This window comes from Phytopseudomonas flavescens (assembly GCF_900100535.1).
Classification (GTDB): Bacteria; Pseudomonadota; Gammaproteobacteria; order Pseudomonadales; family Pseudomonadaceae; genus Aquipseudomonas; species Aquipseudomonas flavescens.
Map to the genome: position 1 here is coordinate 145734 of NZ_FNDG01000006.1, position 17049 is coordinate 162782.

Here is a 17049-nt window from a genome sequence, read left to right on the forward strand (position 1 = left end):
TCACTCTTGATCAACACAGACCGCCATTCACGGCGATCACCTGGCGGGTGATATAGGCCGCTTCTTCGGACATCAGAAAATTCACCGCGCCGGCCACTTCGTCCGGGGTGCCCATGCGCGCCGCCGGGATCATCTTGAGAATCTCCTCGAGCGGCACGTGCTCGTCGAGAATCTCGGTATCGATCAGCCCCGGTGCCACGCAGTTGACGGTGATCCTGCGTTTGCCCAGTTCGATGGCCAGCGCCTTGGCTGCACCGATGATACCGGCTTTGGAAGCACTGTAATTGACCTGGCCGCGATTGCCGATCAGCCCGGAAACCGAGGTGATGCAGACGATACGCCCTGGCTTGCGGCGACGCACCATGGGCATGGTCAGCGGATGCAGGACATTGTAGAAACCGTCGAGATTCGTGCGCAGCACCACATCCCAGTCCTCTTCGCTGAGCGCCGGGAAGGCGCCGTCGCGGGTCAGGCCGGCATTGCACACGATGCCGTAATAGGCGCCGTGGGCCTCCACGTCTGCCTCCAGGGCATCGCGGCAGGCTGCGCGGTCGGCCACGTCGAACTGCAGGATGCGGGCGCTCTGGCCGAGTGCCTCGATCTGCGCCTGTACCGCTTCGGCCTCGTCGCGACGCGAACGGCAGTGCAGCACCAGGTCGTAACCGGCGCGTGCCAGGCGCAGTGCAATGGCGCGGCCGATACCGCGGCTCGATCCGGTGACCAGAATGGTCTCGCTCATGCGGACGGCTCCTTGGAAATGGGGGGTTCCTGAATGTAGGTGGCCACGTCGCGGGGCTGAAACACGTTCAGCCGGGCCTCGACGAGGATGGCCGGGCCTTGCAGGCGGCATTCGAATACGCACATGCCGTTGTCATCCTGCAGCGAGCGGGTGGCGGTGATGTGCAGTGTACTGTCGGCCGGGAAACGCTCCACGTTGCAGGTGAAATTGCGCGTGCCGAGCAGGAAACCCAGTTCCACCGGGCGGCCTTCCTGGCGCGCGTGGCAGCCGGCGAAGGCCGCCACGCTCTGGGCCATCAGCTCGATGCCGACCGACGCGGGCAGGCTGCCGTCCGCATCGCTGAACAGCCCGCCCGGGCGTACCACCAGGCAGGTCTCGATATGCTCGGCGCTGAACGCCAGCACCTCGTCGATCAGAATCATGTCGCCAGCGTGGGGCACCAGCTCGGCGACGGGCCAGACACTCACGGTAGGTCTCCTAGGGTCTGTTGGCGCTTCAGCGCACGCCGTTCGGAAGCGTCAACAGAGCCTAAAATCAAGGAAATGTTGTTGCCGCCAAAGGCGAACGAATTGCTCATCAGGTAACGGCGCCCATCCGTTGGCAGTTGTGCAGGGGCGGTCGCTTCGACCAGATTCAGGCGCGGCAGTTGCGTATCGGCCTGACCATCCCAGACATGAGGCGGCAGGCGATTGGCGGTGTTGTAATCACTCAGGGTCAGCCAGCAGAAGGCAGCCTCCAGTGCCCCGGCGGCGCCGAGGGTATGACCGGTCAGTGATTTGCTCGACGAACAGGCCACGCCGGCGGGAAACAGCGCCTGCACCGCCAGGCTCTCCATGGCGTCGTTGTGGGTAGTGGCGGTGCCATGCAAGTTCAAATAGCTGATCTGCTCGGCCGCCAGGCCCGCAGCGCTCAGCGCCTTGTGCATGGCTTGTTGGGCGCCGATGCCCTGTGGATGCGGCGCGGAAATATGGTGCGCGTCGGAGCTGGCGCCGCCGCCGAGCAGGGCAATGCCCGGGACATGATCGTCGTCGTGCGCGCGGGTCATCAGGAACAGTGCTGCGGCTTCACCGATATTGATCCCGTGGCGGTTGATCGAGAACGGGTTGCAGCGCTCGTCGGATACCGCCTCCAGGCTGGCGAACCCGTTCAGGGTCAGCTTGCAGAGGCTGTCGACACCGCCGCACAGCACGGCATCGCACACGCCCAGTTGCAGCAGGCGCTGGGCGCTGAGCAGGGCACGGGCGCTGGAGGTGCAGGCGGTCGACTGGCAGTACACCGGCCCGCTCAGCCCCAGCCAGTCGGCGAGGAAGGTGGCCGGGGCGACGATTTCCTGGCCGCTGTAGTGGTATTCGGCAGGCAGCACGCCGTGGTTCACGTATTCAGCGATATGCTCGCCTGCCTCGGCGATGCCCGAGGTACTGGTGCCGAGCATCACGGCGATGCGTCCGGCGCCGTGGCGGGCGATGGCGGCCCGGATCTCGTCGTGGATTTCCAGCGCCGCGGCCAGCAGCAGTCTGTTGTTGCGGCTCGCGGCGTGTTCCTGGCCGGCGGGCATGGCCGGCAACGGCCCCTCGACCGCGCCGACGGTCACGCTGCGCTGCGGTATCCAGCCGGCCTGGCGGCGCATGCCGCTGGTGTCACCGGCGAACAGGGCATCGGCCACTGCCTGCTTGCCCTGGCCAAGGGCGCAGACCACGCCAAGGGCGTCGAGTCGAGCGATCATGGTTGTGTCTCCAATGGGCTCACCTGGTAGCGCTGCTTGCCGTTATCCAGGCGGATGGCCAGTGGTGCCCTGTACTGGATGCGCCAGTTGGGCGCGAGCTGGCGACCGTCGCTGCCTTGCCGCTGCCAGTCGGCTTGAGCGTAGTTGCGTGCCAATTGATCGGCCGGGGTGAGGGCGAACAGCAGGGCGGCGAACAGTTCGCGGGCCTCGCCATTGGGCGGCAGCAGGCCGTCGTTGTGCCAGGCGCCGGCGATCAGCGACTGGCGAGCCAGGGGCACGCCGAGCGGGTCGAACAGCGACCAGCGCAGGCTGTTGCCTTCTGCCTGGATCACCAGCAGCCAGTCCTGGCCATCGGCGCTGCTCACCTGTAGCGATAGCGGCAGCGGTGCGACCAGCGCTGGGGATGAGTCGGGCAGCGGCGTGCGGGCGGCGCAGGCGGTCAGCAACAACACGCAGGCGAGCAACCACAACCTGTTCATGTCGGCGCCTGCTCGCCGGGCTTGCGCACCGCCGCATTGACCAGGGTCTCGTTGCGCTGGCCGAAGGGCCTGGCCTTGCGAAGCCCCCAGCGTTCCAGCAGGCCGAAGTCTTCCGAGCGGCTCCACCACAGGTAGGGGTAGGAGACATTGCCCTCGCCGAACACGAAGCCCTGATCACGTAGCATGCCCAGGTACTCGTCGGCGCTCTTCTGCACCTCCATCGGGTGGCGGAACAGCCAGCGGATCACCCAGGTATCGATGTAGTACTTGGTCGACTCGGCGAACAGCAGCAGGCCGCCGGGCTTGAGCACCCGCCAGAACTCGGCCAGCGCCCGTTCCTGCTCGACCAGGTGGTGGAAGGTCTGGTGACAGAAGAGGATGTCCACGCTGGCATCGGGCAACTGGATCGCCGCGCAGTCGCTGGCGAGCAGCTGCACGTCCAGGCCCAGGCGCCGGGCTTCGGCGCGCGAGCAGTCGAGGCTGTGCAAGTCGGCATCCAGGCCGATCATCCGCGCCGGCGCAAAGGCGCGCTGCAGCAGGCCGAACGACTTGCCCTGCCCGCAGCCGGCGTCGAGCAGCACGGCGTCGTTCGGCAGCGGGCCGTCGATCAGTGTCTGCAGGTCGTCGATGGCCACGCGCAGCACATGGTGCTGCCACACGTGGCTGCGCAGGAACCAGAAGCCGAAACCGGTTTCTTCGACGTAGGTCGGTGCGGGTCGATTCATGGCGCGGGTCTCAGGCACTGGCACACAACTCGGCGAGCACCCGCAGACGCCGCTTGGGTTCGGCGACGTAGGGGTTGCGCTCGTCCCAGGCATAGCCGGCGAGAATCGAGCTGATCATGCGGCGGATCTCCGGCGAGGCGTTGGGGAAGAAGATCACGTCCTGGAAGCTGCCGTCGTACCAGCCCTCCACGTAGACGCGGAAGGTGTCCACGCCGCGCTTGAGCGGGATGGCGAAGTCCTGCTCCCAGTCCACTGTTTCGCCACTGAGCTGGCGATGCAGGAGGTTGGCGGCCATGCTCGCCGAGCGCATGGCGATGGTCACGCCGGAGGAGAACACCGGGTCGAGGAACTCGGCAGCGTTGCCCAGCAGGGCGAAGCCAGGGCCATGCAGGGTCTTGACGTTGGCCGAGTAGCCCTTGATCTCGCGTACCGGGGTGTCCCACACGGCGTTGCCCAGCAGTTTGCTCAGGCTCGGCGCCTCGGCGACGAACTGCTTGAGGGCGGCGTCCATGTCCTCGGGGTAGTCGGCGAAGCGCTCGGCCAGGCCGACCACGCCCAGGGAGCAGCGGCCGTTGCTGAACGGGATGCTCCAGAACCACAGGTCGCGGTGGGCCGGGTGGGTGGTGATGAGGATCTTCTCGCGGTCGAAGGCCGGGTGATCGATACGGTCTTCGATGTGGGTGAACAGCGCCTTGCGCAGCGGCAGGCTGGACGGTTGCTCGAGATCCAGCAGGCGCGGCAGCAGGCGGCCATAGCCGCTGGCGTCGAGCACGAAGGTGCAACGCACCTGGTATTCATGGCCATCGCCCAGGCGGCGTACCGACAGCAGTGGCTGCTCGCCGCTGAAATCCACGGCGACGATTTCCTCCTCGTAGCGAATGGCCACGCCCTGGCGTTCGGCCTCGTCGGCCAGCACCTTGTCGAAGGTGGCGCGTTGCACCTGGAAGGTCGAGCCGAAGCTTTGCGAGAAAGTCTCGCGGAAGTCGAAGTCGGTATAGCGATCGCCCCAGGCGAAGGCTGCGCCATGCTTGATCTGGAAGCCGGCAGCGCGCACGGCATCGATCATCCCGGCTTCTTCGACGAAGTCCAGGCAATGGGACAGCAGGCTTTCACCGATCGAGAAACGCGGGAAACGCTGGCGCTCGAGGATCAGCACCTCGTGGCCCTTGCGCTTGAGGAGGGCGGCAGCGATGGCGCCGGAGGGGCCGGCACCGACTACGACGATCTGATGCTGTTGGACTTCAGGAGACTTCATAGCGGCGTTTCGCCTCGCTTGTGTACGCGCGCCGACCCAACAGGGCGGGCAGCAGAGTGGAGAACAGGCTCATCAGCAGCAGGCCGAAATAGACCATGGCATCGATCAGCTGCAATTGCAGGAGCAGGTTGAGGAAGACGATTTCGGTCAGGCCGCGGATATTCAGCAGCAGGCTTTCCTGCCACTTGATCCGCACCGAGGCGGCGGGCTCGGCCCAATGCAGGCCCAGCCAACTGCCCAGCAGCTTGCTGGCCACCGGCGCCACCAGCAGCACGCCGACGGCGAACCAGGAGTCCGCGGCGCCAATGCCGTGGAAGTCCACACGCAGGACGCCGCAGGTGAGGATCAGCGGCACTGCCAGGCCATTGATCAGCAGTTTCCACTGACGCTGCGGCAGCGGCAGGCGGAACGGCACGCGGATCGCGGCGAGGCACAGCATGTAGGCGATACCGAAGACCAGGGCGTTGAGCTTGAGGTTGTGCAGCAGCACCATCAGGGCGAAGAACGGCAGGCTGTAGCACAGCGGGTGGCGCAACTTGAGCAGGTGCAGCAGCAGCGGCAGGGCGGCGGCCAGCAGCGGCCACAGCAGGCTTGCCGGATGACTGCTGCCCTGGGCCAGGCCGAACAGGCTCCAGCACATGAAGTCCATCAGAATCGCCGCGTGCAGCAGGCGTTTGGTCGCTGCGGGCGGATAGTCGATGCTCTGCAGGAACAGGTAGAGCACCGGAATCGCGGTGATCGAGAACAACAGGCCGATCCCCACGGCGCTCAGCCAGCCATGGTCACCGGGCAGCACCCACAGCGCACAGGCCAGGCCGGCCAGCAGCGGAATCAGAAAGCTTGGCAGGGCGATCTTCAGGCAGGCCGGGCTCAGCTCCAGATCGATCACGTCGCTGAGGATATAGCCCAGCAGCAGGGCGAAGCACAGGCCGTAGAGCAGATCCACCCAGGCGGGGGCGAGCAGGTCGGCCGCACTGAGCTGCAGGTGCGGCTCGACCCAGCCGAGCAGCAGCGCGGGAATCGCCAGGCTGGCGACCAGCAACTGGCCGACGATGGGAATCAGCCGGCGGCCGCCAACCCGGCCGACCAGGGCGTAGACCGCCAGGGCCAGCAGCCAGAAACCAAGCACGCTCACGCGATGACCTCCTTGTCGGGGCGCGTTGCGGCCCAGGGCGATAGCAGAAAGCAGAACATCAGGCCGAGGCTGATGGCCAGGCCGAAGTTGGCGATGGCCGGTGTCTGGCTGATCAGCAGCAGGCCGAACGACAGCCAGCTGGACACCGCCGAGAGCAGCGTACCTAGGAGGCTGACCGCCGGGCCGCCGATGTTCTCGCGCATCAGGATGGCGTAGTCGACGCCGATGGCGGTGATCAGCAGCAGGCCGAACAGGCTGAACAGGGTCAGCGGCTGGCCCAGCCAGCCCAGGCAGGCCAGTGCGGCGAGGGCGGCCAGCAGCGGCAGGCAGACCACCCGCAGCGCGCCGCCGATGCCGAACGGGATGCACAGCAACAGCACGATGGCCAGGCACGACACCAGTTTGAGTTCGGCGGCGCTGATCTGGGTGGCGGCGAACAGGCTGTTCAATTCGCCCAGGCGATCGACCAGTTGCACGCCGTCGAGCCCCTCGGCGGCGCTTTGCAGCAGCGCGCTGTCGGTCTGCCCCTGCAGGCTGACGATGGCGGCGATGCCTTGGTCATCGCGGCCGAGCCACAGGGGGCGCCAGGGCTCGCCCAGGGGGCCGGCGAGGGCCTGATCCAGATCCCGGTGCGGCTGCTCCAGCAACTGCTGCCGTTCGGCTTGCAGGGCGCTTGCCGGCACGCCCAGCTCGAGCAGTGCCTGCCAGTGTTTCGGCAGCTCCGTCAGGGCAGTACGCAGCGACAGCAGTTGGGCTTCAGGTGCCACTAGCTGATTGAGCGACAGGTAGCTGCGCAACTGCTGGTTTTGCACCAGCGCATCCAGGCGTGCGCCCAGGGCTTGCTGGCGCTGCAGCAGTTGTGCCTGGTCGTTGGCGCGCACCAGGAAGAACTGGCTGGTGGGCTGCTGCCCGGTGAGTTCGACGATGCGTTGCGACTGGGCGAACAGCGCCGGGTCCTTGCCCAGCCACTGGCGCAGGTCGTTCTGGCTGTGCAGTTGCCAGATGCCGCCGGCGCAGAACGCCAGGAACGCGCCGAGCAGCCAGAAATTGCCATTGTCTCTCTGTATGCGTGAATGCCAGCTCAGCAGGCGCGTGGCAACCGCCAGCAGGCGCGGTGCCGGGCGCAGCTGCAGGCCGTCCAGCCAGGCGGGGAGCAGGCAGACCGAGCACAGATAGGCACCGACCAGGCCGGCGGCGGAGAACGCGGCGATCTGGGTGAGGGCCGGGAACGGCGTGAAGGCCAGTGCCAGGTAGCCGGCCAGGTTGGTGCCCAGGCTCAGGCTGAGGCCCGGCAGGGTGCTGCGCAGCGCGCTCCAGCTGCGCCATTCGGCTTGGCCCCAGCTCTTGCTCAGGTAATGCAGCGGGTAGTCGGCGGCGACGCCGATCAGGCTGGCACCCAGTACCAGGGTCAGGGCATTGATCTGCCCGAAGATGAGCACACAGGCGGCGCTCCCAGCCAGCAGGGCCACGCCGATCGGCAGCAGGCTGAGCAGCACCCGCGGGCGACGGAAAGCCAGCAGCAACAACAGCAGGGTGCCGAGGCTGGCGGCGCCGCCGATCAAGGTCATCTCGCCCATCGCCTTGTTCTGGCCGGCCGCCGCGTAGAGTACGCCGCCGGTGGCGAGCAATTGCCCGCCGGCGGCCTCGGTGGTGGCACGTGCCGCCTGGATGCCCTGGGCGATGGCCAGCGGTGCCTGCATGTCGAAGGCATCGCCACGGCTGCGCAGGTGCAAAACGGCCCAGGTCATGCCTGGCTCCTGAACCAGCAGGGTGCCGCTGGCCAGGTCCGGCTGCACCCGGCCGCCAAGATTCAGCGCCTGCTGGGCGCGGGCGCCGAGACCCAGCCAGTCCTGCTCCGGCGGCAGCAGGCTGAAGGAGGCGAAGGGGTCGAACAGCGCCGCGGCGCGTTGCGCTATGAAGGCCTGGGGTCGTTCGATCAGCAACTGGCGGTCGGCGGCAGGCAGCAGGTTGAGGCGGCTTGCGTGCAGGTCCTGGCGCAGGGCGTCGAGGTCGCTGTCGAGTGTCCAGCGCACCCGTTCGAAGTGGCCGCTGTCACGCCATTGTCGGCCCAGCTCGGCGGCCAGGGCGACGGCACGCTCGCGCTCGGGGTGGCCGACCAGCACCAGCAGATCGTGCTGGATCGGCTCCTGCATGCGCGCTTCTGCCTGCTGCAGGCGGGCGTCGCCGGCGCCGCTGGGCAACAGGGCGAGCATGCTGGCCGCCACCGGCGGGCCGTTGCGCCATTGCCAGGCGCTCAGGGCCAGCAGGGCCAGCAACAGCACGCCGAACAGCCGCGGCAGGCGGCGTTCGAGCAGGCCCGGGGTCGATTCAGCGGACAAAATCCTGGCGCTCCTGTTCGCTCAGGGTATCGGCCGGGACGCTGGCGGGCATGCGCAAGAGCGTACGGTCGCCCTGGGTTTCGTGCAGTTCGATGCGTTCGACCAGTTCGCCACCGCCGATGTCGATGCGGCTGAATACCTGCTTGAGCAGCAGCGAGGTCGGCAGCAGGGTCAGCGTCCAGGCCCTGGTGTCGCCCTCGAGCTGCAGCTCGAAGTCCCGCGCCAGGCCGCTGTGGTTGCCCTTGAGCACGTCGAGGAACAGCTTGCTCTGCTGGGCGGCGACGTCGCGCCCCGGCTGCAACTGCCAGCCGCCGGCGCTGCGCCGGGCGATGCCCGTGGCGTCGATGCGATATTGCTGCTGCAGTGGTTTTTCCAGCGTCCACAGCAGGCCGGCGTCGGCCGCCAGCACGAAGGTGCCACTGCTGGTCAGTGGTTGCGGCAGGGCACGCAGGTGCTTTTCCTGGATGAACGGGCCGCGCACCACGGGATGCTGCGACAACTGCCGACTGAGCTGATCGAGGGTCAGGGACTCGGCCTGGCTGCTCGATGCCGCGAGCAGCAGGCCGATCACCAGGGTGAAGCGCGCCAGGGCGTTCATCCGATCACCCGCTGTACGGCATCGATGAATACCTGAGGCGAAGCCAACTGCATCTCGCGGCTGGCGATCTCCACCGCCACTTGCACGCTGCTGCCGCGGGTCATGCGTTCGCCGGTGGCGCTGTCGCTGATCAGGTAGTGGATCTTCAGGCGGTTTTCCCATTCCACCAGGTCGGCGCACACCGTGATGCGCTGACCGAAGCGGGCGCCGCGGATGTAACGCAACTGCAGGTCGATCACCGGCCAGGCGTAACCGCTGTCGCGCATCTGCGGGTAGCCGTGGTCGAGCCGGTCGAGCAAGGCGCAGCGGGCTTGTTCGAAGTATTTGACATAGTGGCCGTGCCAGACGATTTCCATCATGTCCACGTCGAAGAACGGCACGAGGATTTCCACCTCGGCCTGCAGTACGCCTTTGCTACGCATGAGCGATGAACTCCACTGTCATGGCGTGGGATGCGGGAGCGGGCCATGCCCGCGATTCGCGCGCCTGGCGCGCTCCCACAGAAGTCAGGTCAGACATAAAGACTCCAGTGCTGGCCACGGATGCGTTGCAGGCACAGGCGCAGCTCGTTTTCCAGGGCACGATCCTCGATCAGCGGCGGGAAGTCTTCGCCGAGTTGCCCGTGCATGTCCGCCAGGGTGGCCGGCAGGGCAGTCGACCCGGCACGCTGGCGCAGCCACACGCCCTGGTTGGCGGCGAGCAGGGTGGCCGCGGCGACCTGCTCGGCCAGCTCCAGGCTGCGTAACGCGTCGCGGGCAGCGATGGTGCCCATGCTCACCTTGTCCTGGTTGTGGCATTCGGTGGAACGCGAGAACACGCTGGCCGGCAGGGTGTTCTTCAGGGCTTCGGCCGTCCAGGCGCTGGCGCCGATCTGCACGGCCTTGAAGCCATGGTTGATCATCGCGGTTTCCATCGGGGCACCGGACAGGTTGCTCGGCAGGCCGTGGTTGTAACGGGTATCGACCAGCAGGGCGAGCTGCCGGTCGAGCAGGTCGGCGAGGTTGCCGATCAGGTTCTTCAGGCTGTCCATGGCGAAGGCGATATGCCCGCCGTAGAAATGCCCGCCATGCAGCACGCGTTCCTCGTCGGGGTCGATCAGCGGGTTGTCGTTGGCGCTGTTCAGTTCGGTTTCGATGAACTGGCGCAGCAGCCCCAGGCTGTCGGCCAGCACGCCCAGTACGTGCGGCGCGCAGCGGATCGAGTAGCGATCCTGCAGGCGATGCAGTGGCGCGGTCGGTGCGTCGATGGCCAGGTCCTGGCGAATCCAGGCGGCGACCTGGTTCTGGCCAGGGTGCGGTTTGGCGGCGAACAGGCGCTCGTCGAAGTGCTCCGGGTTGCCCTGCAGGGCGATCACGTTGAGCGCGGTGATGCGTGTCGCCAGCTTGAGCAGGTAATCGGCACGGGAATAGGCCTGGCAGGCCAGGGCGGTCATCACCGCGGTGCCGTTCATCAGCGCCAGGGCTTCCTTGGGGCGCAGCACCAGTGGCGTCCAGCCCAGCTCGGCGTGCACGTCAGCGGCGCTGCGTCGCTCACCGCGGTACATGACCTCGCGCTCGCCACACAGGGTCGCAGCGATGTAGGACAGCGGCGTCAGGTCGCCACTGGCGCCCACCGAGCCCTCTTCCGGAATCAGCGGCAGCACGTCGTGTTCGATGAACGCCTGCAGACGCTCCAGCAGCTCCAGGCGAACCCCCGACATGCCCTGGCACAGCGACTGCAAGCGGGCCGCCAGCACCGCTCGGGTGGCCTGCTCGTCGAGCAGCTTGCCCAGGCCGCAGCCGTGGAAGGTGTACAGATGACGGGGCAGCGCCTCGACCTGGTGCAGCGGTACCGCCACCACGCAGGAGTCGCCGTAGCCGGTGGTGATGCCGTAGATCATGCCTTCGCGGTCCAGCAGGCCGTCGACGAAGCGTGCGCCGCGGCCAATGCGGTCCCGCCATTCGGGACTCGTGTCCAGCGTCGCGCGCGCTGTGCGCTGGGCCAGGCCGACGATCTGCTCAAGACGCAGCGGCTGAGCGCCGAAGGTCACCGTTTCAGGCTGATGGGTTGTCATGGTCGTTCCAGAACGGATAGAAATTGAACCACTGCCGCGGGGCTTGCAGGCAGCGTCGGGCCAGGTGGTCGGCGTAGCGTTGTGCCCAACCTCGGATGACCGCTTCACGCTCGCTGCGCTTCCACTGCACGGCATCGGCGAAGGGTTGCAGCATGACCTGGTAGCGGCCATCGATCTTCAGGCAGTCGATCAGGTTGACCGGGCATTGCAACAGCCCGGCGAGCAGCCAGGGACCCTGGGGCAGCGGCGCCGACTGGCCGAGAAAGTCCACGTCCACCGTGCGCTCGCCGTGCAGTGGCACGCGATCGCCGGCAATCGCCAGCCATTCGCCGCGCTCCAGGTGGTCGGCCAGGCGCATCATCACTGCCGGATCCAGTTCGCTGACCTGGATCAGCCGCAGGTTGTTGGCGCCGGTTTCCTTGAGCAGACGATTGAACTGCTCGGCATGCCGGGTGTGGACGAGCACGTTCATGCGCACCTGGGCGCTCAGTTCGGCCAGGGCACGGCACACCTCGAGGTTGCCGAGGTGGGCACCGACCAGCAGCTGACCGCGTGTTCCGCTCATCTGGTCATGCAGGCCATGGGGATCGAGCAGCTCGATATCGCTGAAGTTCAGGCGGCCGCTCCACACGTCCAGCTTGTCCAGCAGGCTGTCGGCGAAGGCCATGAACTGGGCGAAGACCGAACGGCGGGTCGGGCGCAGCCCAGGGCGCCCGCTCCAGTTCGCCAGGTTGTGCTGGTACTGGCGAATGCTGCGCCGCGCCTTGGCGCCGAACAGGAAGAAGTAGGCGACGATCAGGTACAGCAGCGGGCTCAGCGCGCGGCGGCCCAGATGGCGGGCAGTCAGGGCGGTGAATTTCATCAGCGCGAAGCTGCCTCGTTCGCGCTGGCCGGCCCAATGCCTGCTGCGCTCCATCAGCGCCACCGCCGGTAGAGCAGCCAGGGCGCGCGGCAGAGCATGCCGAAGAACAGCCGCGCATGCATTTTCGAGATCAGCAGGTTGTCCTGCCACAGGCGGAAATGCGAGATGCCGTCCGCGGGGTAGTGCACACGGGTCGGCAGCCAGCGCATCGGCTGTCCGCGCCAGGACAGGCGGACGAGAATCTCCGAGTCGAAGTCCATGCGCGTGCCCAGCTTCGCCGAGTCGATCAGCGCCACGCTGGTGGCCAGCGGGTAGACCCGAAAGCCGCACATCGAATCGCGGATCTCAAGCGACAGGCTGTTGATCCACACCCATACGTGGGTCAGGTACCGGGCATACAGGCGGCCCTTGGGCACGCTGGCGTCGTACTGCGGGTAGCCGCAGACGATCGCCTCGGGATGGGCGCGGGATTCGTCGAGAAAGGCCTGTACCGCCAGCAGGTCGTGCTGGCCATCGGCGTCCACTTGCAGGGCATGGCTGAAACCCAGGCGCTGCGCTTCGCGCAGGCCGGCCATCACCGCGCCGCCCTTGCCCCGGTTGTGGGGCAGGCGCAGCAGGTAGGTCTCGGCCTCATCCGCGAGCCGGTCGATCACCGCCGCGCAGGCCGGGCTGGAGGCGTCGTCGACCAGCACGCAAGGCAGCCCGGCTTCGAGCAGGGCGGCGACCACGGCGGGCAGCGCATGCTCATGGTTGTACACCGGGATCAGTGCGCAAGGGCGATGAACGGTTGCAGTCGGCGTCATGGCGCGGCCTTGAGCAGGATGCGGCCGGACGAGCAGTTGGCCTCGCCGTTGCGGAAGGTGAAGTACAGCTTGTTGCGTTCGGTGTCGAAACGCAGGCTCAGCTGCAGGCGGTCGCCAGGGCGAACCAGTTGCTGGAACTTGAGCACTTCCATGCCACCGAACAGTGGCGGCAGATCGCTGATCAGGGTACGCGCCAACTGTTGCGCCCAATCGATCTGCACCACACCTGGCAGCACCGGCGTACCCGGAAAGTGGCCGCTGAAGTGCGCCAGATCCAGGGGTACGTCCAGCTCCAGGTGCCACTCGCCTTGCTCTTCCCGCGCGCTGAGTGGCTCGACCCGGGTGGGGCGGTCGGCGGCCAGCAGGTCGTTGACCTGCGCCTGCCCCAGCTTGCCCTGGCTGCTGTAGGGCAGATGGGGCAGCAGGCGCCAGCGGCGTGGCAGGGCGATGGGCTCGCAATGGCCGGCCAGGTGCTGGCGCAGGCCCTCGGTCAGATGGCGACGACCCTGATTACGCAGCACGTGCTGGCCTTCCGGAGACAGCGCCAGCAGTGCACCGAGAAAGGCACGGCCCTGCTGCAAGACGCCAAGGCGCGCTTCACTGACCCAGTCATGCAGAGCCAGGGCCTGTTCCAGCAGGGGCAGGGAAATGCGTTTCTCTTCCAGCTTGACGATGCGGTCCAGACGGGCGCCGAGCATCAAGCGGCCATCGGCCTCGATCTGCGCGGCGTCGGCCATCTGCTCCCAGTGCCCCGCCGGCAGATAGGGCGAGCTCAGGCGCAGGGCCCCCTCGTCGTTCAGCGCGAGCTGCACGTCCGCGAAGGGTTGCCAGTGTTCGCCGCCCTGGCGCCAGGCGATGCCGCCGGTTTCCGAGCTACCGTAGATTTCCGTCGGCCACTGACCCAGGCGTTGTTGCACGGAGGCGGCGGCTTCGGCCGGCAATGCGCCGCCGGAGGAAAACACCTGGCGGACGCGGCTCAGCGCCGGCCAGTCGAGGTTGTCGCCCATGCGCTTGAGCAGCGCCGGGCTGGTGACCCAGGCAAACGCCGGGTGGGGCAGGCTGGCCAGTTGCAGGTCTTCAGGAAAGGGCAGTGCTTTGGGCAGGAATACCCGGCCGGCGCACAGCGGCCAGAGCACACGGAACAACAGGCCGTAGATATGCTGGGTGGCCACGCTACCGATGATCAGGGCCTCGCCGAGGCGCTCGCCCCACAGGTCTTCCAGCGCCTGCACTTCGTTGGCCAATTGGCCAAGGCTCTTGTCGATCAGCTTGGGCTCGCCGCTGGAACCCGAAGTGCACAGGGTCAGGCGGCAGCGCTGACGATCCAGCGGGCGGGCGGCCAGCGGTGCGGCAGCCACCGATTCATCCAGGTGCTCCAGCCACAGGTCGACCTGGGCACCCAGGCGCTGGCGTGTCTGCTGCTGGGCATCGGCCGGCAGCAGCACGTGAATGTCGGCCTGCCAGGCAGCGAGCAGGGCGATGGCCAGCTCGCAGGCATCCTCCAGATGCAGGGCGATGCGCTTCACCCCCGTGGCCTGCCAGTGCGCCGCCAGGCCCAGTGCGCGCTGGCACAGCTGCGCGTGGTCGAGCGTTGGGGTTACCTGGCGGCTGGCGTCCGCCTCCAGCAACAGGTTGTCGAGGCTCAGCCAGTTCATGCGAATCTCCTTACACGTTGACGCACCAGCCATTCGCCGGCGAACAGCAGGCCCATCAGCAGGTAAGAAATCAGCCCGGTGTAGAGTGTCCACCAGGACAGCGGTGCCCACAGGTTCAGGGCCACCACCACCAGGCCGTTGGCGAGCAGGAATACCGCCCACACTTCCGTCACCCGGCGGGTATAGCGCACTGCGATTTCCGGCAGTTCCGGCTCGCGCAAGCGGGCCAGGCGCTCGGCCATCGGCATGCCGATCTTCAGGCTGCCGGCGAACAGGGCCAGCAACAGCGCGCTGACCAGTACCGGGTACCAGCGCAGCAGCGTCGGCTCGTCGGCCAGGGCCAGCAGCAGGCAGAACACCAGCACCGCACCGGTCATCCTGCGGCCGTCGCGGTCATGCGGGTTGGCGAGCAGGCGGGCCAGCCACAGGCCGCCGAGCAGCCCGGCGAACAGCGCGGGCGAAACGTGGCCTGCACCGAAATACACGGCGAATGGGTAGGCCACGCTGACCAGGGCCACCAACAGGCCGAGCAGACGGCTCATGCCGGTTCCGCATTGACCAACTGATACACCGCTTCGACCACGTCGCCGACGGTACGCACCGACTTGAACGCCTCGGCGGCGATCTTCTTGCCGGTCTGGCGCTTGATATGGTCGATCAGGTCGACGGCATCGATGCTGTCGATTTCCAGGTCCTCGTAGAGGTTGGCGTCCAGGCTGATCCGTTCGGGGCTCAGCTCGAACAGCTCCACCAGCGCGTCGCGCAAGGTGTCGAAGATATCGTCACGGGTCTGCATGGTGGTCGTCCTCAGGCTGCCTGGCGGCTGGCAACGAAGGCTGCCAGGCTGGCCACGTTGGCGAAATGGGTGCGGGTATCCTTGGCCTCGGCGTCGATCTTGATGCCGAAACGCTTCTGGATCGCCAGGCCCAGCTCCAGCGCATCGACCGAGTCCAGGCCGAGGCCTTCACCGAACAGGGTGAGGTCGTCGTCGATATCCTGCGGCGTGATGTCTTCGAGCCCCAGGGAGTCGATGATCAGGTGTTTGATTTCAAGCTGTAGAGCGCTCATCGCTTGCGAGCTCCTTAATGAAATGCTGGTGCAGATGGTCGTTGAGTTTGCGCGAGGCCACAGGCGCCGGGCCCATGGCGCTGAACTGCGCGGGGTCGATGTCTTCGCCCACGCGCAGGTGGACGTGAAAGCGCCGCGCCGGGATCCGGTACCAGGGCTCTGCCTTGGTCAGGGTGGTCGGGGTCACGCTGATCACCACCGGGGTGATCAGGCGCGCGCCGCGCAGGGCGATGGCCGCGGCGCCGCGGTGGAATTCAGGTGGGCGGCCCGGCGTGGTGCGGGTACCCTCCGGGAAAATGATCAGGGTCTGGCCCTGCTGCAGCGCGCCTGCGGCCTCGTCGAGCATGTCCAGGCTGCCGCTGTTGCTGATGTAGCCCGCGGCACGGATCGGCCCGCGCATGCAGGGGTTGTTCCACAGGCTCTGCTTCACCACGCAGTTGGCATTGTGGGTGAAGGCGATGGTCACCACCACGTCGATCAGCGAAGGGTGGTTGGCGATGATCATCTGCCCTGGGCGGCCCAGGCGCTCGGCATTCTCGACCTCGTAGGTGAGCACGCCACTGCGGTGCATGAACTTCACGAAAGTACGAAAATTCCAGCTTACCACCTGGCGGGCACGGCGCTGCTGGGCCAGGGCATCGCCCGGCAGCAGTGACAGCACGGGAAATACCAGCACGCGCAGCAGCAGGCCGCCGATACCGAACAGGGTAAAGCTCGCCGCCGTCGCGATCAGCCGCCACCAGTAGGGCGCGCTGTAGCGCCTCACAGGCTTTTCCGTGACCAGGTCCATTGGCGCTCTTTCCAGGTGTGTTCGAGGGTGACGTATCCGTTGCACAGGCCTTGTATCAGGCTCAACGGATGCGGCCAGGGTGCGCGCGGGCCGCTGCCCGTGCGTAGCTGCAGATGCCAGTCCTCGCCCGGCATCAGCAGCAGGGCCAGCGCGTAGGGGAAGGGAACATCGTCGATGAAGGGCATATAAAGCTCCGGCTGGGCCTCTTCGCCGATCACCAGCAACACGGCCGGTGCGCCATCGGCGAGCAGCGTGGCGGCTTCCAGCATGGCCATTTCCAGGCCATCTCCCTCGCCGGCCAGGGCCGTCATCTCGCTGGTATCGCCGCGCAGGATCGACCATTGGCCGATGATCGCGTTATGAACAGAAAGACTGAACTGCGTTGGCGACAGCGGTTCTGCTCTTGCAAGGTCTTGAAGAATGCTCAGGCTGCGCGGGGTTTCACCATGGCGCGAGGCGAATACCAGCGGCAAAGCCGGATGCCCCTCGGCCAGCGGCCAGGCGACCTGGAACACCATGCGAGCCAGGCGGCTCAGGCGGCGGCGCTGCATGGCCGGCAGGAAGCCGACATCGGGCTGCTCGCCAGTATCGTGCAGGCGTCCGGGCGCCGAGCTCCAGACCAGCCAGTCATCCGTACTGTCCAGGCCGGGAGCCCAGGCACGCCATTGATCGATCCTGAAATGCATTTCTAGGTGGAACTCTGCTTGGCCCGCCGGGCATTTCCTTGTCTGGTCGACTGTCCTGTGCGACAAGAGCCTTGTCGATGGGGAGCTGGTGATGCGCGCGCATTATCCGGGGGATGACTTTTCGTCGCAAACATTAAGT

General features: G+C 66.8%; 19 protein-coding genes. All 19 read right to left on the reverse strand.

Annotated elements, in window-relative coordinates; genetic code table 11:
• Positions 1–10 precede the first annotated feature (10 nt).
• Positions 11–739, reverse strand: a complete 729-nt coding sequence (gene fabG, locus BLR94_RS09970; protein ID WP_084304599.1) for a 3-oxoacyl-ACP reductase FabG — start codon at positions 737–739, stop codon at positions 11–13.
• Positions 736–1206: a hotdog family protein gene (locus tag BLR94_RS09975; RefSeq protein ID WP_090423690.1), complete on the reverse strand. Its 471-nt coding sequence runs from the start codon at positions 1204–1206 to the stop codon at positions 736–738. Before BLR94_RS09975 ends, fabG begins: the two co-directional genes overlap by 4 nt.
• Positions 1203–2462, reverse strand: coding sequence for a beta-ketoacyl-[acyl-carrier-protein] synthase family protein (locus BLR94_RS09980; RefSeq protein ID WP_084304598.1), 1260 nt, complete (start codon positions 2460–2462; stop codon positions 1203–1205). Before BLR94_RS09980 ends, BLR94_RS09975 begins: the two co-directional genes overlap by 4 nt.
• Positions 2459–2941: a DUF3261 domain-containing protein gene (locus BLR94_RS09985; RefSeq protein ID WP_084304597.1), complete on the reverse strand. Its 483-nt coding sequence runs from the start codon at positions 2939–2941 to the stop codon at positions 2459–2461. Before BLR94_RS09985 ends, BLR94_RS09980 begins: the two co-directional genes overlap by 4 nt.
• Positions 2938–3666 (reverse strand): class I SAM-dependent methyltransferase, encoded by a 729-nt coding sequence (locus tag BLR94_RS09990; protein ID WP_084304596.1) that lies wholly within the window; start codon positions 3664–3666, stop codon positions 2938–2940. Before BLR94_RS09990 ends, BLR94_RS09985 begins: the two co-directional genes overlap by 4 nt.
• Positions 3667–3676: 10 nt before the next feature.
• Positions 3677–4921 (reverse strand): NAD(P)/FAD-dependent oxidoreductase, encoded by a 1245-nt coding sequence (locus BLR94_RS09995; protein ID WP_084304595.1) that lies wholly within the window; start codon positions 4919–4921, stop codon positions 3677–3679.
• The gene (locus tag BLR94_RS10000; RefSeq protein ID WP_084304594.1) at positions 4908–6056 is read right to left on the reverse strand and encodes a cation:proton antiporter; all 1149 of its coding nucleotides are present in this window, start codon (positions 6054–6056) and stop codon (positions 4908–4910) included. Before BLR94_RS10000 ends, BLR94_RS09995 begins: the two co-directional genes overlap by 14 nt.
• Positions 6053–8395, reverse strand: coding sequence for an MMPL family transporter (locus BLR94_RS10005; RefSeq protein ID WP_244158131.1), 2343 nt, complete (start codon positions 8393–8395; stop codon positions 6053–6055). The genes BLR94_RS10000 and BLR94_RS10005 overlap by 4 nt, the downstream gene beginning before the upstream one ends.
• Complete coding sequence (locus BLR94_RS10010; protein WP_084304593.1) at positions 8385–8993, reverse strand: outer membrane lipoprotein carrier protein LolA; 609 nt, start codon at positions 8991–8993, stop codon at positions 8385–8387. The genes BLR94_RS10005 and BLR94_RS10010 overlap by 11 nt, the downstream gene beginning before the upstream one ends.
• Positions 8990–9415, reverse strand: coding sequence for an acyl-CoA thioesterase (locus tag BLR94_RS10015; protein ID WP_084304592.1), 426 nt, complete (start codon positions 9413–9415; stop codon positions 8990–8992). Before BLR94_RS10015 ends, BLR94_RS10010 begins: the two co-directional genes overlap by 4 nt.
• Before the next feature lie 89 nt (positions 9416–9504).
• Positions 9505–11046, reverse strand: a complete 1542-nt coding sequence (locus BLR94_RS10020) for an HAL/PAL/TAL family ammonia-lyase (RefSeq protein WP_084304591.1) — start codon at positions 11044–11046, stop codon at positions 9505–9507.
• Positions 11027–11962, reverse strand: coding sequence for an LpxL/LpxP family acyltransferase (locus BLR94_RS10025; RefSeq protein WP_084304590.1), 936 nt, complete (start codon positions 11960–11962; stop codon positions 11027–11029). The genes BLR94_RS10020 and BLR94_RS10025 overlap by 20 nt, the downstream gene beginning before the upstream one ends.
• Positions 11962–12711: a glycosyltransferase family 2 protein gene (locus BLR94_RS10030; protein ID WP_084304589.1), complete on the reverse strand. Its 750-nt coding sequence runs from the start codon at positions 12709–12711 to the stop codon at positions 11962–11964. The genes BLR94_RS10025 and BLR94_RS10030 overlap by 1 nt, the downstream gene beginning before the upstream one ends.
• On the reverse strand, positions 12708–14366 hold the full coding sequence (locus tag BLR94_RS10035) for an acyl-CoA synthetase family protein (RefSeq protein WP_084304588.1): 1659 nt from the start codon (positions 14364–14366) through the stop codon (positions 12708–12710). Before BLR94_RS10035 ends, BLR94_RS10030 begins: the two co-directional genes overlap by 4 nt.
• The gene (locus BLR94_RS10040) at positions 14363–14908 is read right to left on the reverse strand and encodes a COG4648 family protein (protein ID WP_084304587.1); all 546 of its coding nucleotides are present in this window, start codon (positions 14906–14908) and stop codon (positions 14363–14365) included. The genes BLR94_RS10035 and BLR94_RS10040 overlap by 4 nt, the downstream gene beginning before the upstream one ends.
• On the reverse strand, positions 14905–15162 hold the full coding sequence (locus BLR94_RS10045; protein WP_084304586.1) for an acyl carrier protein: 258 nt from the start codon (positions 15160–15162) through the stop codon (positions 14905–14907). The genes BLR94_RS10040 and BLR94_RS10045 overlap by 4 nt, the downstream gene beginning before the upstream one ends.
• Positions 15163–15173: 11 nt before the next feature.
• On the reverse strand, positions 15174–15434 hold the full coding sequence (locus tag BLR94_RS10050; protein WP_042552285.1) for a phosphopantetheine-binding protein: 261 nt from the start codon (positions 15432–15434) through the stop codon (positions 15174–15176).
• Complete coding sequence (locus BLR94_RS10055; RefSeq protein ID WP_084304585.1) at positions 15415–16224, reverse strand: lysophospholipid acyltransferase family protein; 810 nt, start codon at positions 16222–16224, stop codon at positions 15415–15417. Before BLR94_RS10055 ends, BLR94_RS10050 begins: the two co-directional genes overlap by 20 nt.
• Positions 16197–16910 (reverse strand): beta-ketoacyl synthase chain length factor, encoded by a 714-nt coding sequence (locus BLR94_RS10060; protein WP_084304584.1) that lies wholly within the window; start codon positions 16908–16910, stop codon positions 16197–16199. The genes BLR94_RS10055 and BLR94_RS10060 overlap by 28 nt, the downstream gene beginning before the upstream one ends.
• Between the last annotated feature and the right edge of the window lie 139 nt (positions 16911–17049).

Coding starts and splice junctions, on each gene's coding strand:
- fabG (WP_084304599.1), bottom strand. CDS start 739: ATGAGCGAGACCATTCTGGTCACCGGATCGAGCCGCGGTATCGGCCGC.
- BLR94_RS09980 (WP_084304598.1), bottom strand. CDS start 2,462: ATGATCGCTCGACTCGACGCCCTTGGCGTGGTCTGCGCCCTTGGCCAG.
- BLR94_RS09985 (WP_084304597.1), bottom strand. CDS start 2,941: ATGAACAGGTTGTGGTTGCTCGCCTGCGTGTTGTTGCTGACCGCCTGC.
- BLR94_RS09990 (WP_084304596.1), bottom strand. CDS start 3,666: ATGAATCGACCCGCACCGACCTACGTCGAAGAAACCGGTTTCGGCTTC.
- BLR94_RS09995 (WP_084304595.1), bottom strand. CDS start 4,921: ATGAAGTCTCCTGAAGTCCAACAGCATCAGATCGTCGTAGTCGGTGCC.
- BLR94_RS10010 (WP_084304593.1), bottom strand. CDS start 8,993: ATGAACGCCCTGGCGCGCTTCACCCTGGTGATCGGCCTGCTGCTCGCG.
- BLR94_RS10015 (WP_084304592.1), bottom strand. CDS start 9,415: ATGCGTAGCAAAGGCGTACTGCAGGCCGAGGTGGAAATCCTCGTGCCG.
- BLR94_RS10020 (WP_084304591.1), bottom strand. CDS start 11,046: ATGACAACCCATCAGCCTGAAACGGTGACCTTCGGCGCTCAGCCGCTG.
- BLR94_RS10025 (WP_084304590.1), bottom strand. CDS start 11,962: ATGGAGCGCAGCAGGCATTGGGCCGGCCAGCGCGAACGAGGCAGCTTC.
- BLR94_RS10030 (WP_084304589.1), bottom strand. CDS start 12,711: ATGACGCCGACTGCAACCGTTCATCGCCCTTGCGCACTGATCCCGGTG.
- BLR94_RS10035 (WP_084304588.1), bottom strand. CDS start 14,366: ATGAACTGGCTGAGCCTCGACAACCTGTTGCTGGAGGCGGACGCCAGC.
- BLR94_RS10040 (WP_084304587.1), bottom strand. CDS start 14,908: ATGAGCCGTCTGCTCGGCCTGTTGGTGGCCCTGGTCAGCGTGGCCTAC.
- BLR94_RS10045 (WP_084304586.1), bottom strand. CDS start 15,162: ATGCAGACCCGTGACGATATCTTCGACACCTTGCGCGACGCGCTGGTG.
- BLR94_RS10050 (WP_042552285.1), bottom strand. CDS start 15,434: ATGAGCGCTCTACAGCTTGAAATCAAACACCTGATCATCGACTCCCTG.
- BLR94_RS10055 (WP_084304585.1), bottom strand. CDS start 16,224: ATGGACCTGGTCACGGAAAAGCCTGTGAGGCGCTACAGCGCGCCCTAC.
- BLR94_RS10060 (WP_084304584.1), bottom strand. CDS start 16,910: ATGCATTTCAGGATCGATCAATGGCGTGCCTGGGCTCCCGGCCTGGAC.